The sequence below is a fragment of the Devosia naphthalenivorans genome (assembly GCF_003056355.1).
Taxonomy (GTDB): Bacteria; Pseudomonadota; Alphaproteobacteria; order Rhizobiales; family Devosiaceae; genus Devosia; species Devosia naphthalenivorans.
This window is the reverse complement of record NZ_PYVW01000002.1, coordinates 451,574-473,987: the sequence shown is the minus strand read 5'-3', so window position 1 is coordinate 473,987 and position 22,414 is coordinate 451,574. Positions and strand designations below refer to the sequence as shown.

Here is a 22,414-nt window from a genome sequence, read left to right as displayed (position 1 = left end):
TTTGCTCTGAATCCCTTGCCGCCCGCACGCCTTTGAGCTATAGCCGCGGCCATGAAGCGCTCGTCACCCCTGGAGGACGGGCGCGTATGCCGTTGTGATGACGCCATACACCAACCAGAGTGGATTTTTCCATGGCTGAAACTAAGGTGCTCAAGGCACAGGCGCGTGACGGAGTTGGCAAGGGGGCCGCTCGCGAAATGCGTCGTCAGGGACTCGTTCCCGCAGTTATCTACGGTGACAAGAAGCCCCCCGTCACCATCGCGCTCGCTTACAAGGATGCCTACAAGCACATCTATGCTGGCGGTTTCCTGAGCCACATCATCGAGCTCGATGTGGACGGCACCAAGCACCGCGTGATCCCCCGCGATTACCAGCTTGACCCCGTCAAGGACTTCCCCCTGCATGTCGACTTCCTGCGCATCGGCAAGGGCTCCAAGATCAACGTCCAGGTGCATGTGAACTTCATCAATGAAGAAGCAAGCCCCGGCCTGAAGCGCGGCGGTACGCTGAACATCGTGCACCACACGCTGGACCTGACCGTTGCTGCCGACAATATCCCCGAGGAAGTCACCGTCGACCTGACGGGCCTTGATATCGGCGACACCATCCACATCTCCAACGTCAAGCTGCCGGCCGGCGCCGTCGACCACAGCCACGAAGAAGACGTGACCATTGCCACCATCGTTGCTCCATCGGCCCTGAAGTCCGCTGGCACCGAGGACGAGGCAGCTGCCGAGGGCGAAGCCGAGGCCGAGTAATCGCGCCAGGCTTTGTTGAAAATTGGAGGCGGCCCCCGGGTCGCCTCTTTCGTTTGGAGTGGGTGAATGAAGCTGCTTGTCGGCCTGGGCAATCCGGGCAACCAATATGAAGGCAATCGCCACAATATCGGTTTCATGGCGCTCGATGCCATCGCGCGCGAGCATGGCATTACCCAATTCCGCTCCAAGCATGCGGGCCTGCTGGCCGAAGGCAGCATTGCGGGCGAAAAGGTGCTGCTGCTCAAGCCGCAAACCTTCATGAACCGCTCCGGCGACAGCGTGCAGCAGGTGGCGAAATTCTACAAGATCGAGCCATCCGACATCATCGTCTTTTATGACGAGCTCGACCTGGCGCCCGGCAAGGTGCGGGTCAAGGTCGGCGGCGGCAATGGCGGGCACAACGGCCTGCGCTCCATCGATCCGCAGATCGGCCTCGACTACAAGCGCGTGCGGCTCGGCATCGGCCATCCCGGCAAGGAATTCGTCACGCCCCACGTGCTGGGCGATTTCGCCAAGGCCGACCAGAGCTGGCTCACCCCCCTGCTCGATGGCATCGGCAAGCATGTGGCCCTGCTGCTCAAGGGCGATGACGCTGGCTTCATGAACAAGCTGGCCCTCACGCTCAAGCCCGCCGACGACACCGCGGAAAAGCCCGCACCCAAGGCGCAGAGCCATATCCGCCAGGCGCGGCCCGCCAAGCCGGAAGTGAAGCTGCCCGGCAGCGGCCCCATGGCCGACATGCTCAAAAAGCTGTTCAAGAGCGAGTAATCCCGCCTCGATTGCCTCTGGATGGCTCGGTTGCGCCACTTCGCATTGACATCTCAGCCCATCCGACCCAATTGGGGGCTAACTGTTTCCGGAGCATCCCCATGGGTTTCAAGATGGGCATTGTCGGCTTGCCCAATGTCGGCAAGTCGACCCTTTTCAACGCGCTGACACGCACCGCCGCCGCAGCCGCCGCCAATTTCCCGTTCTGCACCATCGAGCCCAATGTGGGCGACGTGCCAGTGCCGGACGAGCGCCTGCAAAAGCTCGCCACCATCGGCAAGTCCGTGAACGTACTGCCCGCCCGCATGAGCTTCGTGGATATCGCGGGCCTCGTGAAGGGCGCCTCCAAGGGCGAAGGCCTGGGCAACCAGTTCCTCGCCAATATCCGCGAATGCGACGCCATCGCCTATGTGCTGCGCTGCTTTGAAGACGGCAACATCATCCACGTCGCCAACAAGGTTGATCCGCTCGCCGACGCCGAAGTCGTCGAGACCGAACTGATGCTGGCCGATCTCGAAAGCCTCGAAAAGCGCCGCACCGGCGTCGAGAAAAAGGCCAAGGGCAACGACAAGGACGCCAAGATCACGCTCGACCTGATCGACCGCGCCCTGGTGCTGCTGCGCGAAGGCAAGTCCGCCCGGTTCGTCGAACGCTCCGCCGAAGAAGAAAAAGCCTTCGGGGAACTGCAGCTGCTGACCAGCAAGCCCGTGCTCTATGTCTGCAACGTGGACGAAGGCTCGGCCGAAAACGGCAATGCCATGAGCAAGGCCGTCGAAGACTACGCCCATGCCAATGGCGCCGGCGTCGTCATCATCTCGGCCGAAATCGAGAGCCAGCTGGCCCAATTGCCCGACGAGGAACAGGCTGAATACCTGGAATCGCTTGGCCTGCACGAGCCCGGCCTGAACCGGCTGATCCGCGAAGCCTATGACCTTCTGGGCCTGCAGACCTATTTCACCGTCGGCCCCAAGGAAACCCGCGCCTGGACCATCCACAAGGGCGACAAGGCTCCCGCCGCCGCTGGCGTCATCCACTCCGATTTCGAGCGCGGCTTCATCCGCGCCCAGACGATTGGGTTCGAGGATTTCGTAACATTGGGCGGCGAAGTCCCCGCCAAGGAAGCCGGCAAGGCCCGCGACGAAGGCAAGGAATACGTGGTTAAGGACGGTGACGTGATGCTGTTCAGGTTTAATACCTGAACCAGTCCATTAGACCTCATGGTGAGCCTGTCGAACCACGAGGTCGAGCGAGTGGAGGGTGCGTGCCACGACCTCGTCCTTCGACAGGCTCAGGATGAGGTCTACTGCGTCAATCCTATCCACTGCGACAAGTTTTAGGTGGATAGAGCGCCTACCGACCAGTCCAACATCTCAAGATGGATCCCGGCTCAAGGCCGGGATGACACCGTGGTTTCGGAAGCCCTGTGCCCCGACAACACCCCTCACCCCTCTATCGTATCCTTGCGCATTTGGCTCGGCGTCATCCCATATGCCTTGCGAAAGTGCTCGTAGAACTGCGTCTGGCTCACGAACCCCGATTGAAACGCCACGTTGGCGATGGAAAGGCTGCCGTCGAACAGCAGTGAGCGGGCGCGGATCAAGCGCATGCGGACCACGAATTTCTGCACCGATATGCGCATCACCTTGGTGAAGAGGTTGGTGGCGTAGTTGGGATGCAGCCCCACCACTTCGGCGATGCTTTCGGCGCTGAGCGGATCGGCGATGTTCTCCACGATATGGCGCACCATGCGCACCACATAGCGCACCGGCGAACCCGTGCGGGTGCGCGTTCCCGTCCCCTCTTCCACCCAGGCCGGCAGCAGCAAATCCCATCCGGTGATCGCCGCCCGCCGGAACATGGTGCCAATCTCGGTGCGCACGATATCGGTCCGCAGCGAATTGCCGCTGCGATAATCCTGGTGCCAACGCTCCAGCGTTTCCAGCCCGATGCAATCGGGGCTGAGCTGGATCACCCCGCCTCCCATCAGCGTTTCGGTGAGGCGCCCCAGTTGCGGCATTTCGAGAAACGCATCCATGGGCAGGTAGATGTTGATCTGCCTGGCCTCGTCGGCACCATCGAGGCCGATTGTCTGGTGTGGAATGCCGGCCCAGAAGGCCACCAGCCGCTCCTGACCGATGCTGCAGGGGCCGCCGTCGAACTGGTAGTCCATCCTGCCACGGGTCAACCAGTTGAATTCGATATGACCGTGGCTGTGCGGTTCCGGCATGATCTGGGGCGGAAACGAGCGGATGCCGAACCGCCCGAACGCCTTGCCGGAGGAGTAGAAGCTCCGGTCCGGCCTTGGCGTGGGCTTGGGTGGACTGCCGCGTCTGGATCGCCCTGCCACGGGCTTCTCATCAATCATACTTATCCGTTATAATCTTAGAAAACCGGAATAAGTCTCTATCATTCCGGATTGCTTCACCGATGGCAAGGCGTACCATTTGCTCCTGTCAGCACAGAGCGAGGCCGGAAGCACGTCCGGCCTGCGGCGGCCAGCCGTCCTGTTGCTAATGGGAGGTTTTATGAAAAAGCACGCATTTGCCCTTGGCGGGGCAGGCTTGATGCTGGGCGTTTCGCTTATGGCGATTTCGGCCCAGGAATTGACCGGTGAGCTTCCGGATCCGCCGGAGTTCGCCGCCCAGAGCGAACCGGTATTCGTGAGCGTCGGCGACATGCTCGAATTCAAGGCGCTTCCAGAATACCATGAACCCGATTGGGTAACCTCGAAATATGTCGAGGCCGGCACTTTGCCGCCCGTCGCCGAGCGCCTGCCCAAGGAGCCGCTGGTTTTCAAGACCGGCAACATGCCTGACGGCATCGGCGTCTATGGCGACACCATGCGCCACGTCATCGGCGGCCGGCCCGAAGGCTGGAACTATATCGGTGGCCAGTCCCAGGGTTGGGGTGGCATCGATATCGGCCTTTCAGAATGTTTGACGCGGAACGGCCCCCTGTTCCAGATCAAGGCTGAGGAGCTTGAGCCCCTGCCGAACCTGGCCAAGAGCTGGGAATGGTCCGAGGACGGCCACGAGCTGACCATGCACCTGATCGAAGGCGCAAAATGGTCCGACGGCGACCCCTTCGATTCCGAAGACCTGATGTTTTATTGGGAAGACAACGTCAACGACCCCAATGTCAGCGCCGTGCCTTCGGGCACCGGAACGCCTGAACGTTTCGGCGTCGGCACGACGCTCGAGGCAATCGACGAGTACACCGTCAAGTGGACCTTCGAAGAAGTCCGGCCGACGCAATATCTCTACGCGATGGCCTATGACTCCTTCTGCCCGGGCCCGAGCCACATTCTCAAGCCCCAGCATCCCAAGTACAATCCGGACAATACCTACCAGGAATACAAGAACGCCTTCCCGCCCGAATTCATGAACATGCCCGTGATGGGCGCCTGGGTGCCGGTGGAATATCGGGCTGACGACATCATCGTCATGCGCCGCAACCCCTACTACTGGAAGGTCGACGAGAACGGCAACCAGCTCCCCTACCTCAACGAGATGCACTATCGCCTCTCGACCTGGGCGGACCGCGACGTTCAGGCTGTTGCCGGTTCAGGCGATTTCGCCAACCTCGAACAGGCCGAAAGCTTCGTGGAATCGCTCAAGCGTTCCGCCGAGGACAGCGCTCCCGCCCGCCTGCAGTTCGGTGCCCGCACCATCGGCTATGCCCTGCGCATGAACCTCTCGGCCAATGGCTGGGGTGAGCCCGATGCCCGCGGCCAGGCCGTCCGCGAACTCAATCGCGAGCTGGACTTCCGCAAGGCCGTCTCGATCGCCGTTGATCGCCAGCGCCTGGGCGACTCTCTGGTGCGTGGTCCGTTCACCGCCATCTATCCCGGTGGCCTCTATGCCGGCACGACCTATTACGACAAGGCGTCCACCGTCTATTATCCCTATAATTTAGAAGCGGCCAACGCGTTGCTCGATGGCCTGGGGCTGACTGATACGGACGGCAACGGCATCCGCAACTTCCCGGCCGACAAGGCTGGTGGCGCGGACGTCGAAATTACCCTGCTCGCCAACACCGACTACGGCACCGATACCAACCTTGCCGAAGGCGTGATCGCGATGATGGAGCCGCTCGGCATCCGCGTCATCGCGAACTTCCAGACGGGCACGGCCCGCGACGACATGGCCCAGTCCGGCCAGTTCGACTGGGGTGTGGAACGCCAGGGCGCCGAAATGGTCTCCGTTGTCCAGGGCACGACCACCCTCGCCCCCGTCGGCCCACGCACCCACACGTTCCACAAGGCGGGAACGGACGGCACGGTGGACCTGCTCCCCTTCGAGCAGGAACTGGTGGACGTGGTGAACAAGTTCATCGCCTCCAGCGACACCACCGAACGTGCCGAACTGATGAAGCAGTACCAGAAGCTCTTCACCGAGAACGTCTACTCGGTCGGGCTGACCCAGTACCCAGGTGCGCTGATCATCAACAAGCGTTTCGCCAATATTCCGGCGGGCGCCCCGATCTTCCAGTTCAACTGGGCTGAAGACAGCGTCATGCGTGAACGCCTGTTCGTTCCTGAAGACAAGCAGGGCGACTACGAACTGCACCCCGAAACCCTGCCGGGCGAGCCCGGCGGCGCCGGTCCGGTTTGATTTAGCTAATGTCGCAGTCGACACCCTCCCCCTTGCGGGGAGGGATCAAGGGGTGGGGGTTGGTTGGCCCATATATGCGGGCTCTCGCACCCCCTCCTAGCCTCCCCCGTCAAGGGGGAGGTACCGTCCGGTGATTGCGAAGCGATCCCGCCCTATCTGGAGGCCACATGCTTCGATTTCTGACCATGCGCATACTGGGCGCGATCCCGCTGCTGTTTCTGCTCAGCATCGTGACCTTCGCAATCATCCAGGCGCCTCCCGGCGATTATGGCGACTACATCCGGGCGATGGCCGTGAACCAGGGCGGCGCCACTCCCGAGCAGGCCGAGATTCAGGCCGAGCTCTATCGCCAAGCCAATGGCCTCAACGATCCGATGATCGTGCAGTATTTCCGCTGGATCACCGGCATCGTCACCCGCTTCGATTTCGGCCATTCCTTCTACTACAACAAGGAAGTCGGCCAGGTCGTCGCCGAGCGCCTGCCCGCAACCATCGCCTTGGCGCTGGTCTGCCACCTGCTGGCATCCCTGCTCGGCATTGGCCTGGGCATCGTCGCGGCGACCCGCCAGTATTCCTGGATCGACACGGGCCTGGGGATCATTTCCTTCCTGGGCATGACCATCCCGCGTTTTCTCCTCGCGATCGTCATCCTCTATGTCCTGGTCTTCCGCATGAACGTTTCGGAAGTGGGCATGTTCTTCTCCGCCCGCTATGGGGGCGCGCCCTGGAGCTGGGACAAGTTCGTCAACCTGATGACCCACATCTGGCCGGTAATCTTCATCGCCACGTTCGGCGGCCTCGCCTACAATATGCGCGTCATGCGGGCCAATCTGCTCGACGTGCTCAATTCCCAATATATCGAGACAGCGCGAGCCAAGGGCCTGCCCGAAGGCGCCGTGATCATGAAGCACGCCGTGCCCAACGCGCTCCATCCGCTCGTCGCCTACCAGGGCGTGGTGCTGCCCTATATGCTGACTGGCGAAATCGAAGTCGCCATCGTCTTCGGCCTTGCCACCGTCGGCCCTGCCATCGTGGGCTCCATGGGTGTGGGCGACGTGTACGTCACCGCAACCTTCATGCTGGTCCTCGCCGCCACGCTGATCATCGGCAACATCATTTCCGACATCCTGCTGGTGGCGCTTGATCCCCGGGTGCGCCTGGGAGGAGGCAACGAATGACCGATATCGAGTCCCGCCCCTCCATTCCCCTGCCCACCGATGCCGGCGGCGGCCCAGCCCCCACTCCGGCCCAGGAAGCGGACAACGCACCCGCCGCGTCCCGCTACGGCTCCGGCAACGAAGGCTATGCTACCCTGGTATGGCGCCGCTTCAAGCGCTCGCCCATGGGCATGATCGGGCTGATCCTGGTCGTCCTCATGCTGGTGATCTCGATCTTTGCCGATTTCTTCGCGCCGATGGACCCCAAGCAGGCGAACCTGCCGTTTGCGCCACCCGACGTTATCGCCTTCGAGGATCCCGACGGCAATTTCAGCCTTATCCCCTATGTCTACCCCATCGGGGACACGGGTGAGTTCGACCCCATCACTTTCCAGCCCCTGACCGGCCTGATCAAGGACAACCCGACGCCAACCGGCTTCTTCGTTAGAGGCCACGCCTATAAATTCTTCTGGTTCATTCCGTCCAATATCCACTTCTTCGGCTCCACCGATGGGCGGCCGATCCAATTGCTGGGGACCGACAAATTCGGCCGCGATATTCTTTCGCGCGGCATCATCGGCTCGCGCATCTCGCTGATGATCGCGTTGGCCGTCGTGACCCTCACCACCATCGTCGGCACGCTGGTGGGCATCACCTCGGGCTATATCGGGGGTCGCTTCGATAGCTGGGTGCAGCGGTTCGTCGATTTCGTCCTCGCCTTCCCGCAACTGCCGCTTTATCTCGCGCTCACCTCGCTGATCCCGGTAACGGCGCCCTCCAACGTCTTCCTCACCTTCGTCATTTTCGTGATGGCGGTGCTGGGCTGGGCGCAATTGAGCCGCGAGGTGCGTTCCAAGACGCTGTCGCTGGCCCGCATCGATTATGTGCGCGCCGCCATCGCCGTGGGCGCCACCGATAGCCGCATCATCACCCGCCACATCCTGCCCAACGTGCTCAGCCACATCATCGTGGCCGTCACCCTGGCCATCCCGAGCGTGGTGCTGCTCGAAAGCTTCCTCGGCTTCCTCGGCTTTGCCGTGAAGCCGCCGCTGATCTCCTGGGGCCTGATGCTGCAGGATACCGGCACTTTTTCGGTGATCGGCTCCTATCCGTGGATCCTGTCCCCCGTTGTCTTCGTGCTGATCACCGTCTTTGCGTTCAATGCGCTGGGCGATGGCCTGCGCGACGCAATCGACCCCTATTGAGGAGCCGGCACATGAGCCAAACAAGCTACACGCCCGTCTCCGACACCCGCCACGACCTGGGCAGCCACGGCCGCGAACTGATCCTTGATGCGCGCAATATCGGCGTCGACTTCAAGGTCGAGGGCGGCACCGTTAACGCCGTGCGCGATGTGTCCTTCCAGCTCCACAAGGGCGAAACCATTGCCCTTGTTGGGGAGAGCGGCTCGGGCAAATCCGTCACCGCCCGCACGCTGATGAAACTGCTCACCAAGCGCGCGACCATCCTGCCGGACACGCAGATCACGCTGAGCGGCAAGAACATTGTCGCCATGAGCGATCGCGATATGCGCAAGCTGCGGGGCAACGACATCGCGATGATCTTCCAGGAGCCCATGAGCTCGCTGAACCCGGTCTATACCGTGGGCCAGCAGATCTGCGAGATCATCCAGCTGCACAACCGCATGAGCACCAAGGCGGCGATGGAAAAGGCGGAAGCCCTGCTGGCCGAAGTGCAGATCCCCGAGCCCAAGGCGCGTCTCAACAACTACCCGCACCAGCTCTCGGGCGGCCAGCGCCAGCGCGTGATGATCGCCATGGCCCTCGCCAACCGGCCCGACGTGCTGATCGCCGACGAACCCACCACTGCGCTCGACGTCACCGTGCAGGCCCAGATCCTGAACCTCATCAAGGATCTCAAGGACAAATACGGCATGGCAGTGATCCTGATCACCCATGACCTGACGGTCGTCCGCCAGTTCAGCGAGTATGTCTACGTCATGCAGAACGGCCGCGTGCAGGAGCACAACGCCACCGAAGCGCTGTTCGCCAACCCCACCCACGCCTATACCAAGCATTTGCTGGCGTCCGAACCGAAGGGCACGGCGCTGCCGCTTGGAGAGGGCGTGCATGAGACGGTGCTGGAAGGCAAGGACGTAAAGGTCAGCTTCACCCTCAAGCGCGGTGGCTTCTTCAAGCCCGATTTCTTCGAGCTCAAGGCCGTCGACAACCTCGATATCCAGCTGATGCGCCACGAGACGCTGGGGATCGTTGGCGAATCCGGTTCCGGCAAGACCACGTTCGGCCAGGCGCTGATCCGCCTCATCGGCAATCAGGGCGGGCAGATCTTCTTTGATGGCGAGCGCATCGACACCAAGGACCGCCAGGCCATGCGCCCCCTGCGCAGCCGCATGCAGATCGTGTTCCAGGACCCGTTCGCCTCGCTCAATCCGCGCATGTCGATCCGCCAGATCATCGAGGAGGGGCTGATCGTCAATAATATCGGCGCCAACCGTACCGAGCGCGGTGATCGCGTCCGCCAGGCCCTGCGCGACGCCGGCATGCCCGACACCATCCTCAACCGCTTCCCGCACGAGTTCTCGGGCGGCCAGCGCCAGCGTATCGCCATTGCCCGGGCCATCGCGCTCGAGCCCGAGTTCATCCTGCTCGACGAACCCACTTCGGCGCTCGACCTGTCCGTGCAGGCCCAGATCATCGACCTGCTGCGCAAGCTGCAGGACGAAAAGGGCCTCAGCTACCTCTTCATCAGCCACGACCTCAAGGTCGTGCGCGCCCTTTGTCACCGCGTCATGGTCATGCAACACGGCAAGATCGTGGAACAGGGCCCGGTGGCCGATGTCCTCACCAACCCACAAACCGATTACACGCGCCGCCTTGTCCGCGCCGCGTTCGAAATAGCCGCCTAGGAGCAATTAATGGCAAATCCAAAGATCACCTTTATCGGCGCCGGCTCTGCCGTGTTCATGAAGAACATCGTCGGCGATATCCTGCAGCGCCCGGCTCTGGCCGGCGCCACCATCCGCTTGATGGACATCAATCCGACCCGCCTCGAAGAAAGCGAAGTGATCGCAAAAAAACTGATCGCCACGCTGGGTGTTTCGGCAACCGTCGAAACCTACTCCAACCAGCGCCAGGCGCTGGACGGCACCAATTTCGTGGTCGTCTGCTTCCAGATCGGCGGCTACGAGCCCTCGACCGTGGTCGATTTCGAAGTCCCCAAGAAGTATAATTTGCGCCAGACCATCGCCGACACCCTGGGCGTCGGCGGCATCATGCGCGGCCTGCGCACCGTGCCCCATCTGTGGAGCATCTGCGAAGACATGCTGCAGGTCGCGCCCGAAGCGATCATGCTGCAATACGTCAACCCCATGGCCATCAACACCTGGGCCATCTCGGAAAAATACCCCACCATCAAGCAGGTTGGCCTCTGCCACTCCGTGCAGGGCACCGCAATGGAATTGGCGAACGACCTCGACATTCCCTACGAGGAAATCCGCTACCGTTCCGCCGGCATCAACCACATGGCGTTCTACCTCAAGTTTGAGCATCGCCAGCCCGACGGCTCCTACAAGGATCTCTATCCCGAGCTGCTCAAGGCCTATGCGTCGGGCAAGGCCCCCAAGCCGACCTGGAACCCGCGCTGCCCGAACAAGGTGCGCTACGAGATGATGACGCGCCTGGGCTATTTCGTCACCGAAAGCTCCGAGCACTTCGCCGAGTACACGCCCTATTTCATCAAGGAAGGCCGCGAGGACCTGATCGAGAAGTTTGGCATTCCGCTCGATGAATATCCCAAGCGCTGCGTCGAGCAGATCGCCAAGTGGAAAAAGACCTCCGAGGACTACCGCAAGGCCGACCGCATCGAGGTCAAGCAGTCCAAGGAATACGCCTCCTCCATCGTCAATTCGGTGTGGACGGGCGAGCCCTCCGTAATCTACGGCAATCTGCGCAACAATGGCGTGATCACCTCGTTGCCTAACAACGCAGCGGTTGAAGTGCCGTGCCTGGTTGACGAAAACGGCCTGCAGCCGACCTATATTGGCGAATTGCCGCCGCAGCTGACGGCACTCATCCGCACCAACATCAACGTGCAGGAACTCACCGTTCGCGCACTGATTGAGGAAAACCGCGAGCACATCTACCATGCCGCGATGATGGACCCACACACCGCCGCCGAACTGGATCTCGAGCAGATCTGGAATTTGGTCGACGACCTCACCGAAGCCCACGGCACCTGGTTGCCGGAATGGGCCCGTGGTTCCCGGAAGCAGCGCGTGGCGTAATTCGCGGCGCAACCTCCTCCCCTGCTTCCAAATGCGGCCCCGATGCGAAAAGCGTCGGGGCCGTTGGGTTTTCATTAACCTCGCCTTAACCATAAGGGCCCAGCCTTGTCGGCATCTGAGTTCAAGTTTGGGGGCTCAGAAAGCGACTGAAATGTACGACTTCGAACCCGACCCCAGCGTCACCCAGGCCCTTGTCGGCCTGCGTGCCAGCGATGTCGAACGCGACCTGATCCTCGCCACCCTGCAACAAACCGAGGGCAACCGAACCCACGCCGCCCAAATCCTGGGCATTTCCATCCGCACCATGCGCAACAAACTGCGTGAATACGCCGACCAGGGCATGGATGTGCCGCTCAGCGCGACGCAGGAGGGGTGAGCCCCGCCGAAACGTCCAGCCTGTTACCGCTGCCCACCACCACCCCCGATGTCATCCCGGCCTTGAGCCGGGATCCATCCCGAGATCCCGCCACAGCCGCAAGCTGGTTCGAACCATCCACCGATATCTGGCACCGTCTCACCCCCTCGCCACCCGTGTACGGCACCACCTCCCCCACCCACCGCGTTTCCCTCGGGCTCGACCCGAGGGCCACTCTCCCCACGGTACAAGCGACGAGAGACCCTCGGCCAACCCCGAGGGAAGCACAGTGGGTGAAGGGGCGAAGGGTAAAAACCCTCATCTCCATCTAAACCACAACGTCATTCCCGCGAAAGCGGGAACCTCTGTTTCCCCTTGCAACCATCGCCAACGGAGGTTCCCGCTTTCGCGGGAATGACCCGGTGGGAAAAGCGCACAAAGTAAACACTCCCCTTGGGTCAAGCCCAAGGGTGACGATCGAGTATGTGGCACCATCTCACACCCTCGCCGCCCGCCCGTGTACGGCACCACCTCCCCCACCCACCGCGTTTCCCTCGGGCTCGACCCGAGGGCCACTCTCCCCACGGCACAAGCGACGAGAGACCCTTGGGCCAAGCCCGAGGGAAGCAACAGTGGATGTGGAGGTGAGGGGTAAAACCCTCATCTAGGGTGCGGGAATGCCGGGTGAGGTGGAGGTCGATCTAAACCACAACGTCATTCCCGCGAAAGCGGGAACCTCTGTTCCCCCCCAACCATCGTCAACGCAGGTTCCCTCTTTCGCGGGAATGACCCGGTGGAAAAGGGTCAACCCCTTGTGGGGAGGCCATCGGTGGGGCCGATCAGAGCCCCACCAAAACCCTAGTGGTGACCGCCCACTACCTCGCGCAGTTCCTCAACCGAGCGCACCTTCTTGCGCGCAGCGCCATCCCAATCGCGCGTCTTGACCGTCGACTTGACAATCCGTTCCTTGGCGGCCGGCACTGCATCGGCATATTGCGGCAGCCACTTGGCCTGGGCCACCACCATCTCGTCCACCATCGCCCACACCTCGTCGGGCGTGCAGATGGCGCCGACCAGCGGGTCATGCAGCACGGCGAGCTTGAGCGTATTGATGTCGCCTGTCATCGCCGCTTCCACCGAAAGGCGCTGCACCGAAACCGAAACCGAGCACGTCGCCGCGCAAGCCGTCGGCAGGGTGATGCCCTCGATCATGTTGATGCCGAAGCGATCGACATAGCCGGGGCTTTCGATGATCGCGTCATCAGGCAGATTGGTGATGATGCCATTGTTGCGGCGGTTGAAATGGCCTCGATAGGACCGGCCAGTTTCCATGGCTTCGATGATGTAGCTGGCGTGCTCGCTGGTGCGCTTGTGCTCGGAAAGCGGCTTGTTGGCCTGCTCCTTGAACATCGGGAAATCGGTCTCGAACCAGTTGCGGCGCTCGGTCGAGTAGCGCAGATAGCCGCCGGTTTCGCCATGAATCCAGTCACTCATGTCGATCCAGCGGCCGATCTCTTCGGGGCGCTTGCGATACCAGGGCAGATATTCGCTGAGGTGCCCGTTGGACTCCGTCGAGTACACACCGAAGCGCTTCAGCACGTCGATGCGCACCTTCTCTTGGCGCGAATAGACCGGGTGCTTCTCGAAGCCGGCAATCAGTTCATCCGCCTCGATCTTGCGGCCCTTGGCGCGAATATCGATGTACCAGGTCTGGTGATTGATGCCCGAGCAAACGTAGTCGAGTTCGTCATCCCGAACGCCCAGCACATTGGCGATCTGGTGCGCGCCATGCTGCACGCCGTGGCAGAGTCCGACCACATTGACCCCGCCATACATCTCGGCGGCCCAAGTGTTCATCGCCATGGGGTTGGCATAGTTGAGGAATAGCGCGCCGGGCTCCGCGACCTCGCGGATATCCTTGCAGAAATCGAGGATCACCGGGATGTTGCGCTGGCCATAAAGGATGCCGCCGGCGCAGATGGTGTCACCGACGCACTGATCGACGCCGTATTTCAGCGGGATGGAAATATCGGTGGCAAAGGCCTCAAGCCCGCCGACACGGACGCAGCTCATGATGTATCGGGCGCCGCTGATCGCCTCGCGCCGGTCGGTCGTTGCCGTCACCTTGGCGGGCAGCTTGTTGACCGAAACGATCGTCTCGATCACCTGTCGCACCATGTCCAGGTTGGCCGGATTGACGTCGGTCAGCGCGAACTCGCAATCAACGAACTCGGGCACCTTGAGCAGGTCCGAAATTAGGGTCTTGGTGAAGCCGATAGAGCCCGCGCCGATAACCGTGACCTTGAATGACATGTATCCTCCTTGGGGATGATGACGCCCCGAATGCGTTGACACATTGCTAGCGTTGAGCGCCGCATGAGTGCTAGAGAAAGCTTGTGCCATTGCGGGTAATTTTGTGCTCTCCCACCTTCTCGAACACGGCCATGACGTTCGCGTGCTCAATCTGGCCAAGAGCGTCGTGCCGCTCCACGCCATGCCGATCAGCGCCGGCTACGAGCAGCGCCGCAACGAAGTCTATTCCTGGGACGGTCTGCAGCGTGGCACCGCGCCATTCCTGGTCATCCAGCACACCCTTGTGGGCGAGGGCAGGCTCGACTTCGCCGGCGTGCAGCATCGCCTCGTTCCGGGGCAGACCATGGTCCTCTCCATGCCGCACGCACACCGCTACTGGCTGGAGCGTGGCGGACACTGGGAATATTTCTGGATGGTCCTCAACGGCCGCGAAGCTTTGCGGCTCGTGCGGGAAATCATCGACGCGGCGGGGCCGGTGGTCAGCCTCTCCGCTGGCGTGGTCGACCGCCTCGCCGCCGCCTGCCTCACGCTGATCGAGCGGGAGCAGATCACCCCCGGCGAAGCGTCCGCATCGGCCTATGCAGCCATAGCCGCCCTCTATGACGGCGTCTTCGGCACCAGCGTTGCCCCTACGCCAGAAATGCCGCCGGCCCTGTCGCGGGTGGCGGCACATGTCGAAAACAATCTGGCCCAGCCGCTGCAGGTCGAGCGCCTCGCCGCCATTGCCGAGATGAGCCGCGCCCATTTCGTGCGCCAGTTCACCGCCGCCACCGGCCGCGCCCCCTCCGAATACGTGCTGGAGCGGCGCCTCGAACGTATCGAGCGCCTGCTCCTGGCCACCGACATGAGTGTCGTCGCCATCGCCGCCGCTACGGGGTTCGCCGACGCCAATTATCTCTCCAAGGCCTTCCGCCGCCGCCGCGGCATGGCCCCACTGGAATATCGCTCCGCCCAGCGCCTGGCATCGGGCACATGATGGTCGGGCCACGACCTCGTGGTTCGACAAGCTCACCATGAGGTCTACTGAGAACTCGCAGCAGACCTCATCCTGAGCTTGTCGAAGGACGAGGTCGTGGCACGTGCCATGCCGCAACCGCGCTTGCCTTCCCTTCACAAAGCGGGCAAAACCCATGCTTGACGTATAGGGCAAGCAATGACCAATCCTGTCACCAAAGATCGGCGCCACTTCGAAGATCTGCGCGTCGGCGAAGTGATCGAACTGGGCCACACCAAGGTGACCCGCGAAATGATCCTCAGCTTCGCGCGCGAGTTCGATCCGCTGCCCTTTCACCTCGATGAAAAAGCCGCCAAGGCGAGCCTGCTCGGTGGGCTTGCAGCGAGCGGCTGGCAAACCGGTGCGCTGAGCCTGCGCATGCTGGTCGATAGCTTCCTCTCCACCATCGCGTCGGCCGGTGGCCTGGGGTTCACCAACCTCAAATGGAAAACGCCCGTCATGGTCGATGACACCATCGGCGGCAAGGCGACTATCGCCGAACTGCGCCGCTCGGCCACCCAGCCGCAATGGGGCATTGTCGGCATCGACTTCGATATCCGCAACCAGAAGGACCAGCAGGTCATGACACTGCGGCTGAGCAATCTGGTGGACGTGCGGGAGACCGGCGCATGACCCGCTGGTTCGAGAACATCGTGCTCGACGAAGTCTTCGATCTCGGCGAACACCAGTTCACCGAGGATGAGATCATCCGCTTCGCCAAGGCGTACGATCCGCAATATTTCCACGTCGATCCGGATCTGGCCGTGCACAGCCATTTCGGCGGCATCATCGCCAGCGGCTGGCACACCGCTGCCGTCGGCCATCGCAAAATGGTCGATGCGCTCGAAGCCGAGGAAGACCGGTTGCGCGGTCTGGGCGAAGAGCCCGGCGTGTCCGGCCCTTCCCCGGGCGGCAGCAAAATCGAATTCTCGGTGCCCGTCCGCCCCGGCGACACGGTCCGCTACGAACTCGTCGTCTATGACAAGCGCCACTCCAACTCGCTGCCGGGCTGGGGCCTGCTGTTCAACCGGGTCACCGCCCGCAATCAGCGCGGCGAGCAGGTCTACCTCTCCGAGTTCGTCGGCTTCTCCAAGCTGCGCGACTATCGCCCTTCCCTGCGCACCAGAGTGTTGCTCGCGCTCATCAAACTTCCGTTGATCGGGCCAATGCTCAAGCGTGCCGCTTGAAAGCCCGCGAGCGTATCGGCACTCTATCGCCCATGCTCCGAATCGCCCTGACTGCCAGCCTCATCGCCCTCTCCGCCACCCCTGCCCTTGCCCAGGGTTTCGAGGGCAATTGGGGCTGCCGTGATGCCACCGCCGGCAAAGCCGGCATCCTGACCATCTATGGCCAGGTCTATGGCTTTGCCTCCACCGTCGTGGGCGATAAAAGCTCGGGCACCGGAACCATTACCCCCTACCAGGACGGCGTGGGTTTCAACGATGGCGGGCTCAAGACGGCCCGCGAGGTTCAGGCCGGACGGCTCATCCCCGACCCCAATTTCGGCACCGCGATCCAGCTCGAAACCTCGGACGCCATCGTGATGCTGTGCACGCCGCACTAGGCCGCTAACCCCGCTGGCGCGACGATAAACACCCGCGTGAGGGGGTTGAACTTTTCTTTGCGATCAGCATTTTAGGGGTGCGGCGCCGGGCCCCTCTGGCGAGAGCTCCTATGCTCTCGTGATGTCGGAGCTGCTCCAACAAAAAATGGAGATGGTCCGGCGATGGAATCGCTTCTTGCCGCCCTTTCGGGCGATTTTTTAGGTACCCCTGTATATTTCTGGATCGCGTTCATCGCGGTCGTCATAGCTCTGCTCGTCTTCGACCTTGGCATTCTGCACAAGGAAGAAAAGGAGATCTCGGCCAAGGAAAGCCTGTTCCTCTATGGCTTCTACGTTGCCATCGCCACCGCGTTCGGTGGCTGGGTCTGGTGGCAGCGCGGCGCGGAAGCCGGCCTCGAATTCTTCACCGGCTATCTGATCGAGCAATCCCTGGCGATGGACAACATGTTCGTCATCGCCACGATCTTCGGCTTTCTCGCCATTCCCCGCATCTATCAGCACAGGGTACTCTTCTGGGGTATCCTGGGCGTCATCGCGTTCCGCGCTGTTCTGATCGGGCTGGGTGCCGCGCTGGTTTATCAGTTCAGCTGGATCCTGTTCGGCTTTGGCGCCTTCCTGGTGTTCACCGGCATCCGGATGTTCAGCCACAAGGACGACAAGCCGGATATCGAGCACAACCCGGTTTTCGCGTTCCTGACCAAGCGCTTCCGCGTCACCAAGGAACTGCACGGCCATGATTTCATTGCCAAGCTGCCCGACACCAAGACCGGCAAGCTCGTCACCTGGCTGACCCCGCTGGGCGTCGCCCTGATCATGGTGGAGACGGTCGATTTGATCTTCGCCGTCGATTCGGTTCCAGCCGTGTTCGCAGTCACGCAGGACACTTTCATCGTCTACACGTCCAACATCTTTGCCATCCTGGGCCTGCGCGCCCTCTACTTCGCCCTGGCAGCGGCGATGAACCGGTTCCGCTATCTGCAGATCTCGCTGGCGATCATCCTCGTGCTGGTCGGCATCAAGATCTTCCTCGTGCCCATGGACATCAAGATCGACACGCTGCTCTCGCTGCTGGTGACGATCGGCATACTGGCCGGCGGGGTGATCTATTCGCTCTACAAGACCAGGAACGAACCCGATGTCGGCGCCGAAGTGGCACCGCAAACGGGCCAGCTGGAACCCTGAACCACCTCATTGACGGGCGCCCACGGGCGCCCGTTGACATTCACGGTCGTGCCGAATGCCCGGTCTGCGCCAGTCTTGCCGCATTTGCGGTCTAGCTCAATTGGCAAGGACAATCAGGAGACCACCCATGGGTAGGATCCACGAGATCGTATTCGACTGTGACAAGCCGGCAAAGCTGGCCGCATTCTGGGCCGAACTGCTGGATGGTTATACCATCCGGGACTACGGCGAAGCCGAGATGGCGCGACTGGTCGCACTGGGCCTGACGCCCGAAACCGACCCCACCGTCATGATGGATGGACCGGGCCCCTCGATCTGCTTCCAGAACGTCGATGGCCGGCGCTACGACAACAATCGCGTTCATTTCGATATCGAAGTGACCGACCGCTCCGGCGAGGTGGAACGCCTCAAGGAACTGGGCGCCGAGCCGGTCCGCGTGCTCCCGACCTACACCGTGATGCGCGATCCCGAAGGCAACCAGTTCTGCCTTATCGATGCACAGGAGCAGGCAGCCGCCGTCGCAGCGTGAGCCAGCATCCCACGGCGCCCTGCTGCTGACAGCATCTGACAACGCCTGCCACTAGGTGTGGCGCATCACAGATTTGAGGGAATCCGCCATGAGCCTTACCGCAACCTGCCACTGCGGCGCGACCAGGATCGAGCTGCCGCGCCTGCCGGAAGCCGCAACGCAGTGCAACTGCAGCTATTGCGCCCGCACTGGCGCGGTATGGGGGTATTTCGGCCCAGGCGAGATGCAATTCCTCTCGCAGGAGGGCGACAAGGTCTATTCAGCCAGCGGTGGCATGAACCAGCACCATTTCTGCGGCCAATGCGGCATGCAGACCTGGGGCGACTCCCCCGATTGGGCATCGATGTACAACAATGACGGCACGTCCAAGAATGGCGATCCCAACGCCATGCCGACGACCCGAACCTATGCCATCAACCTTCGACTCATCGACGATCTGGATTGGAGCAAGATCGCGGTGACCCAGGTGGATGGACGCAATAGCTGGTGAGTGACGACACAACCGCTGTGTGACCTCCCACACACGCGCGCAGAACAGAGGTCCCGCAACAGACCTCATGGTGAGCCTGTCGAACCACGAGGTCTGTGGCACCCTGACCTCCACTCGCCCGGTCTCGTGGTTCGACTGGCTCACCACTTGGTCTTCCAGAATTCGGCACCTGGGGCCATCAAGCGCAACGCGCGCGGGCCACTGTACTGCCTTTTTTCGCGGGAGTGTCTGGATCGGACTCTGCGTGCAGCGTCCAAGCCACGTCGTCATTCCCGCGAAAGCGGGAATCCCACTGTTGTGCCGAAGGGAAGTGAGATTCCCGCTTTCGCGGGAATGACGACGTGGACGGGAATGACGAGGTGAAATTGAAAAGACGGGCAGAGTCCGACTCTCCCTGCCGCAGTGCCGAACTGCTCGCCCTCAATGCCCCTCAAAAGCCATCAGCGACGAAACAGTAACGCCCTCGGCCTGGAGCCTGCTGGCCCCGCTGAGCGCGGGCAGATCGATCACGAAAGCCGCGTCATTGACCTTGGCGCCCGTGCGTCGCAGCAAGCCCACTGCGGCGATGGCCGTGCCGCCCGTGGCGATCAAGTCATCGACCAGCAGGACGGTGTCGTTGCCGTCGAGTACGTCGGCGTGAATCTCGATCGTGTCGACGCCATATTCCAGCGCATAGTTTTGCCCGATGGTTTCGCCGGGCAGCTTGCCCTTCTTGCGCACGGGGATGAAGCCTACGCCGAGCGCGATAGCGACCCCTGCTCCGAAGATGAACCCGCGAGCCTCGATACCCGCAACATGGGTAATCCCCCGGCCCCGATAGGTGCTGGCGATGCGCTCGACGCTTTCCTTGAACCCCTCCGGGTGCTCGATCAGAGTGGTGATGTCACGAAACTGGACGCCCTTTTTTGGATAGTCCGGAATCGTGCGCACGAGGGATTGAAGGTCGAGCGGCATGGCAAACCTGGTTGGGTGGAAATCGGATCAGGGGGCGCGGCGGCCGACCAGATGCCTGGCGACGACGCCGGCATTATAGGCCGCGTTCCGCGTCATGGTGATGGCCGTTTCGCGCGCCTTGGGATTGGCGGCCACGGCACGGATGCCGGCGCGAACGACAGGATGGCGTGTCATGGTGATGGCGGCGCCAACCACGGTCACGGCGATGCGAATGGCGGACATGACAATTCCCTTCGGCGCTGAACTGACAGGCCATATCATATTGCGGGCGCCGCCCTGAATGGCAAGACTTGATCTGTCGCAGTACGCACAAACACAAAGGGCCCCAACGGGGCCCCTTGCCTGATCTTGACGAGCCTTAGTGCTCGATGCCAGCCCAGATCCGGCGCTTGGTGGCCCACATCAGGCCTGCAAACAGCACCAGGAACAGCAGGACCTTGAAGCCGGTTTCCTTGCGCGAAACCAGGCCTGGTTCTGCCATCCACATCATGAATGCGGAAACGTCAGTGGAATACTGCTCAAGCGTCAGCGGCACTTCCGTCTGGCCCTCGGCAACTTCGTAGGTGATCTGGCCGTCCGAAAGAGGCGGCGCCATGCCGATGGCATGTCCCGGGAAGTAGTCGTTGTAGTACTTGCCTTCGGGCAGGTCGAAGCCTTCCGGTGCCTCTTCATGGTAGCCGTTGAGCAAGGCGTGAATGTAGTCCACGCCGCCTTCGGAATACCCGGTGAAGTAGTTGAAGATCCAGAACGGGAATGGATCTGTCAGGCCGCGAGCCTTGGCCAGCACGGAAAAGTCAGGTGGCAGCGAGCCGCCGTTCGCATCGCGAGCATCCTGCTCGCTCGGGAATGGTGAAGGCCAGCGATCTGCAGGCACGCCGGCGCGGACGCCGCCTTCGGCCGTGGGGTCAACCACTTCGTATTCTGCAGCCAGCGCCTTGACCTGCTCTTCGGAGAAGCCGGGACCGCCGTTTTCAGCAAGGTTGCGGAACGAAATCAGGCGGGCACCGTGGCAGCTTGCGCAGACTTCCCGGAAAACCTGGAAGCCGCGCTGCAACTGGTTCTGGTCATAGGTGCCGAAAATGCCGGCAAAGGACCAGTTCTGCTTTTCGATATGCGGGGCCGAATGGTCCTGCGCCAGTGCCGGGGCCGACAGGCCCAGGGCCAGTGTGAGGGCCACAAGAATGGTCTTGGTCTTGATCATGGTCACTCTTTCGTCCTCACGCGTGCGCTTTGCCGAGAACGCTCTCGGAAATGCTGGTGGGGAGAGGCAAGGGCTTTTCGATCCGCGACAGCACTGGAAGCACCACGAAGAAATGGATGAAGTAGTACGCCGTGCAGACTTTGGCGAGGAGGGTATAGATGCCCTCCGCCGGCTGCGCGCCCAGATAGGTCAGCCCGATGAAGTTGATCACGAACAGCAGGTAGAACCATTTGAACATGGGGCGGAACAGACCCGAACGCACGCGGCCGGTGTCCAGCCACGGCACGACCAGCAGCGCCACCATCGACAGGCCCATGGCGATGACGCCGCCAAGCTGCGAGTTGATGAACAGCACGTTGAAGTCGATGGCGCGCAGGATGGTGTAGAACGGCAGCAGATACCATTCCGGAACGATATGGGCCGGGGTAACCTGCGAATTGGCCTGGATGTAGTTATCCGGGTGACCCAGGATGTCGGGCGCAAAGAAGATGAACCACGCAAACGGGATCATGAACAGCACCATGCCGTAGAGATCCTTCATCGTGTAGTACGGGTGGAAGGGCAACGTATCGCGGCTCGACTTCACGTCGACACCGGTCGGATTATTGTTGCCGGGCACGTGCAAGGCCCAGATGTGGAGCGCAACCACGGCCGCAATCACGAATGGCAGCAGGTAATGCAGCGAGAAGAAGCGGTTGAGCGTGGGATTACCCACGGCAAACCCGCCGCGCAGCAGCTGCAGCACGCTCTCGCCCACGATCGGGATGGCCGAGAAGATATTGGTGATGACGGTGGCGCCCCAGAAGCTCATCTGGCCCCAAGGCAGCACATAGCCCATGAAGGCGGTGGCCATGGTGAGGATGAAGATGATGACACCCAGGATCCACAAGATCTCGCGCGGCGCCTTGTAGGAGCCGTAGAACATGCCACGGAAGATATGGATATAAAGCGCCGCAAAGAACATCGAGGCGCCAACCGCGTGGGTTGCCTGGATGATGCGGCCGCCATTGACGTTACGGCGAATGTGCTCGACCGAGTCGAAGGCCATCGCCACATTGGGCGTATAGTGCATCGCCAAGATGATGCCGGTGACGATCTGGACGCCCAGGCACATCACGAGGATCGCCCCGAACGTCCACCAGTAGTTGAGGTTCTTGGGCGTGGGGAAGTCCATCAGGTGCTCTTTGGCAAACCTGGCAACCGGGAGACGCTCATCCAGCCACTTTTCAGCGGCACTTCCAGGAACGTAAGTCGAATGTTCTGACATCTGAA

General features: G+C 61.7%; 21 protein-coding genes and 1 pseudogene. 16 read left to right on the top strand and 6 right to left on the bottom strand.

Annotated elements, in window-relative coordinates; all coding sequences use genetic code 11:
• Positions 1-131 precede the first annotated feature (131 nt).
• The 3 genes from C8264_RS05385 to ychF all read left to right on the top strand — a co-directional run bounded on the left by C8264_RS05385 (position 132) and on the right by ychF (position 2,725).
• Positions 132-758, top strand: coding sequence for a 50S ribosomal protein L25/general stress protein Ctc (locus C8264_RS05385; protein ID WP_108459925.1), 627 nt, complete (start codon positions 132-134; stop codon positions 756-758).
• Between the two features lie 66 nt (positions 759-824).
• Positions 825-1,526 carry an aminoacyl-tRNA hydrolase gene (gene pth, locus C8264_RS05380; protein WP_108459924.1) on the top strand — a complete coding sequence of 234 codons (702 nt, stop codon included), beginning with the start codon at positions 825-827 and terminating at the stop codon, positions 1,524-1,526.
• A 101-nt stretch (positions 1,527-1,627) separates the two neighbouring features.
• Positions 1,628-2,725, top strand: coding sequence for a redox-regulated ATPase YchF (ychF, locus tag C8264_RS05375; protein ID WP_108459923.1), 1,098 nt, complete (start codon positions 1,628-1,630; stop codon positions 2,723-2,725).
• A gap of 242 nt (positions 2,726-2,967) precedes the next feature.
• Here the strand turns inward: ychF and C8264_RS05370 are convergent, their stop codons facing one another.
• Entirely contained in the window at positions 2,968-3,873 is a 906-nt protein-coding gene (locus tag C8264_RS05370) for a helix-turn-helix domain-containing protein (protein WP_162783473.1), read from the bottom strand.
• Positions 3,874-4,051: 178 nt separating this feature from the next.
• Here C8264_RS05370 and C8264_RS05365 point away from each other — a divergent pair, with 178 nt between their 5' ends.
• From C8264_RS05365 to C8264_RS05340, 6 genes and pseudogenes are all read left to right on the top strand, one after another.
• A complete protein-coding gene (locus C8264_RS05365; RefSeq protein WP_108459921.1) occupies positions 4,052-6,139 on the top strand; it encodes an ABC transporter substrate-binding protein in 2,088 nt (695 codons plus the stop codon).
• A gap of 167 nt (positions 6,140-6,306) precedes the next feature.
• Positions 6,307-7,317 carry an ABC transporter permease gene (locus C8264_RS05360; RefSeq protein ID WP_108459920.1) on the top strand — a complete coding sequence of 337 codons (1,011 nt, stop codon included), beginning with the start codon at positions 6,307-6,309 and terminating at the stop codon, positions 7,315-7,317.
• Positions 7,314-8,501, top strand: coding sequence for an ABC transporter permease (locus tag C8264_RS05355; RefSeq protein ID WP_108459919.1), 1,188 nt, complete (start codon positions 7,314-7,316; stop codon positions 8,499-8,501). Before C8264_RS05360 ends, C8264_RS05355 begins: the two co-directional genes overlap by 4 nt.
• An 11-nt stretch (positions 8,502-8,512) precedes the next feature.
• Positions 8,513-10,183: an ABC transporter ATP-binding protein gene (locus C8264_RS05350; RefSeq protein ID WP_108459918.1), complete on the top strand. Its 1,671-nt coding sequence runs from the start codon at positions 8,513-8,515 to the stop codon at positions 10,181-10,183.
• A gap of 9 nt (positions 10,184-10,192) precedes the next feature.
• The gene (gene melA / locus C8264_RS05345) at positions 10,193-11,560 is read left to right on the top strand and encodes an alpha-glucosidase/alpha-galactosidase (RefSeq protein WP_108459917.1); all 1,368 of its coding nucleotides are present in this window, start codon (positions 10,193-10,195) and stop codon (positions 11,558-11,560) included.
• 178 nt (positions 11,561-11,738) lie between these two features.
• Positions 11,739-11,936: pseudogene (locus C8264_RS05340) on the top strand (helix-turn-helix domain-containing protein); the annotation flags it as partial.
• 837 nt (positions 11,937-12,773) lie between these two features.
• Here C8264_RS05340 and melA (C8264_RS05335) read toward each other — a convergent pair.
• A complete protein-coding gene (gene melA / locus C8264_RS05335; RefSeq protein ID WP_108459915.1) occupies positions 12,774-14,228 on the bottom strand; it encodes an alpha-glucosidase/alpha-galactosidase in 1,455 nt (484 codons plus the stop codon).
• A 103-nt stretch (positions 14,229-14,331) separates the two neighbouring features.
• Here melA (C8264_RS05335) and C8264_RS05330 point away from each other — a divergent pair, with 103 nt between their 5' ends.
• From C8264_RS05330 to C8264_RS05300, 7 genes are all read left to right on the top strand, one after another.
• Positions 14,332-15,204 carry an AraC family transcriptional regulator gene (locus C8264_RS05330; RefSeq protein WP_108459914.1) on the top strand — a complete coding sequence of 291 codons (873 nt, stop codon included), beginning with the start codon at positions 14,332-14,334 and terminating at the stop codon, positions 15,202-15,204.
• A gap of 177 nt (positions 15,205-15,381) precedes the next feature.
• Entirely contained in the window at positions 15,382-15,855 is a 474-nt protein-coding gene (locus C8264_RS05325; protein WP_108459913.1) for a MaoC family dehydratase, read from the top strand.
• Positions 15,852-16,409, top strand: coding sequence for a MaoC/PaaZ C-terminal domain-containing protein (locus C8264_RS05320; protein ID WP_162783472.1), 558 nt, complete (start codon positions 15,852-15,854; stop codon positions 16,407-16,409). Before C8264_RS05325 ends, C8264_RS05320 begins: the two co-directional genes overlap by 4 nt.
• Positions 16,406-16,786, top strand: a complete 381-nt coding sequence (locus tag C8264_RS05315) for a hypothetical protein (protein WP_162783471.1) — start codon at positions 16,406-16,408, stop codon at positions 16,784-16,786. The genes C8264_RS05320 and C8264_RS05315 overlap by 4 nt, the downstream gene beginning before the upstream one ends.
• A 162-nt stretch (positions 16,787-16,948) precedes the next feature.
• Positions 16,949-17,968 carry a TerC family protein gene (locus tag C8264_RS05310; RefSeq protein ID WP_108459910.1) on the top strand — a complete coding sequence of 340 codons (1,020 nt, stop codon included), beginning with the start codon at positions 16,949-16,951 and terminating at the stop codon, positions 17,966-17,968.
• Between the two features lie 127 nt (positions 17,969-18,095).
• Complete coding sequence (locus C8264_RS05305) at positions 18,096-18,497, top strand: VOC family protein (RefSeq protein WP_108459909.1); 402 nt, start codon at positions 18,096-18,098, stop codon at positions 18,495-18,497.
• 88 nt (positions 18,498-18,585) lie between these two features.
• Complete coding sequence (locus C8264_RS05300; protein ID WP_108459908.1) at positions 18,586-18,987, top strand: GFA family protein; 402 nt, start codon at positions 18,586-18,588, stop codon at positions 18,985-18,987.
• A 420-nt stretch (positions 18,988-19,407) separates the two neighbouring features.
• Here the strand turns inward: C8264_RS05300 and C8264_RS05295 are convergent, their stop codons facing one another.
• The 4 genes from C8264_RS05295 to C8264_RS05280 form a co-directional block, all read right to left on the bottom strand.
• Positions 19,408-19,941, bottom strand: a complete 534-nt coding sequence (locus C8264_RS05295) for an adenine phosphoribosyltransferase (RefSeq protein WP_108459907.1) — start codon at positions 19,939-19,941, stop codon at positions 19,408-19,410.
• Between the two features lie 27 nt (positions 19,942-19,968).
• Complete coding sequence (locus C8264_RS05290; protein WP_108459906.1) at positions 19,969-20,163, bottom strand: hypothetical protein; 195 nt, start codon at positions 20,161-20,163, stop codon at positions 19,969-19,971.
• A 136-nt stretch (positions 20,164-20,299) separates the two neighbouring features.
• On the bottom strand, positions 20,300-21,142 hold the full coding sequence (locus C8264_RS05285; RefSeq protein ID WP_108459905.1) for a cytochrome c1: 843 nt from the start codon (positions 21,140-21,142) through the stop codon (positions 20,300-20,302).
• Between the two features lie 16 nt (positions 21,143-21,158).
• Positions 21,159-22,409 carry a cytochrome b gene (locus C8264_RS05280; protein WP_108459904.1) on the bottom strand — a complete coding sequence of 417 codons (1,251 nt, stop codon included), beginning with the start codon at positions 22,407-22,409 and terminating at the stop codon, positions 21,159-21,161.
• Positions 22,410-22,414: the final 5 nt, after the last annotated feature.

Excerpts from the sequence above, each read along its gene's own strand:
- C8264_RS05385 (WP_108459925.1), top strand. The coding sequence starts at position 132 with ATGGCTGAAACTAAGGTGCTCAAGGCACAGGCGCGTGACGGAGTTGGC.
- pth (WP_108459924.1), top strand. The coding sequence starts at position 825 with ATGAAGCTGCTTGTCGGCCTGGGCAATCCGGGCAACCAATATGAAGGC.
- ychF (WP_108459923.1), top strand. The coding sequence starts at position 1,628 with ATGGGTTTCAAGATGGGCATTGTCGGCTTGCCCAATGTCGGCAAGTCG.
- C8264_RS05365 (WP_108459921.1), top strand. The coding sequence starts at position 4,052 with ATGAAAAAGCACGCATTTGCCCTTGGCGGGGCAGGCTTGATGCTGGGC.
- C8264_RS05360 (WP_108459920.1), top strand. The coding sequence starts at position 6,307 with ATGCTTCGATTTCTGACCATGCGCATACTGGGCGCGATCCCGCTGCTG.
- C8264_RS05355 (WP_108459919.1), top strand. The coding sequence starts at position 7,314 with ATGACCGATATCGAGTCCCGCCCCTCCATTCCCCTGCCCACCGATGCC.
- C8264_RS05350 (WP_108459918.1), top strand. The coding sequence starts at position 8,513 with ATGAGCCAAACAAGCTACACGCCCGTCTCCGACACCCGCCACGACCTG.
- melA (WP_108459917.1), top strand. The coding sequence starts at position 10,193 with ATGGCAAATCCAAAGATCACCTTTATCGGCGCCGGCTCTGCCGTGTTC.
- melA (WP_108459915.1), bottom strand. The coding sequence starts at position 14,228 with ATGTCATTCAAGGTCACGGTTATCGGCGCGGGCTCTATCGGCTTCACC.
- C8264_RS05325 (WP_108459913.1), top strand. The coding sequence starts at position 15,382 with ATGACCAATCCTGTCACCAAAGATCGGCGCCACTTCGAAGATCTGCGC.
- C8264_RS05320 (WP_162783472.1), top strand. The coding sequence starts at position 15,852 with ATGACCCGCTGGTTCGAGAACATCGTGCTCGACGAAGTCTTCGATCTC.
- C8264_RS05310 (WP_108459910.1), top strand. The coding sequence starts at position 16,949 with ATGGAATCGCTTCTTGCCGCCCTTTCGGGCGATTTTTTAGGTACCCCT.
- C8264_RS05305 (WP_108459909.1), top strand. The coding sequence starts at position 18,096 with ATGGGTAGGATCCACGAGATCGTATTCGACTGTGACAAGCCGGCAAAG.
- C8264_RS05300 (WP_108459908.1), top strand. The coding sequence starts at position 18,586 with ATGAGCCTTACCGCAACCTGCCACTGCGGCGCGACCAGGATCGAGCTG.
- C8264_RS05295 (WP_108459907.1), bottom strand. The coding sequence starts at position 19,941 with ATGCCGCTCGACCTTCAATCCCTCGTGCGCACGATTCCGGACTATCCA.
- C8264_RS05290 (WP_108459906.1), bottom strand. The coding sequence starts at position 20,163 with ATGTCCGCCATTCGCATCGCCGTGACCGTGGTTGGCGCCGCCATCACC.
- C8264_RS05285 (WP_108459905.1), bottom strand. The coding sequence starts at position 21,142 with ATGATCAAGACCAAGACCATTCTTGTGGCCCTCACACTGGCCCTGGGC.
- C8264_RS05280 (WP_108459904.1), bottom strand. The coding sequence starts at position 22,409 with ATGTCAGAACATTCGACTTACGTTCCTGGAAGTGCCGCTGAAAAGTGG.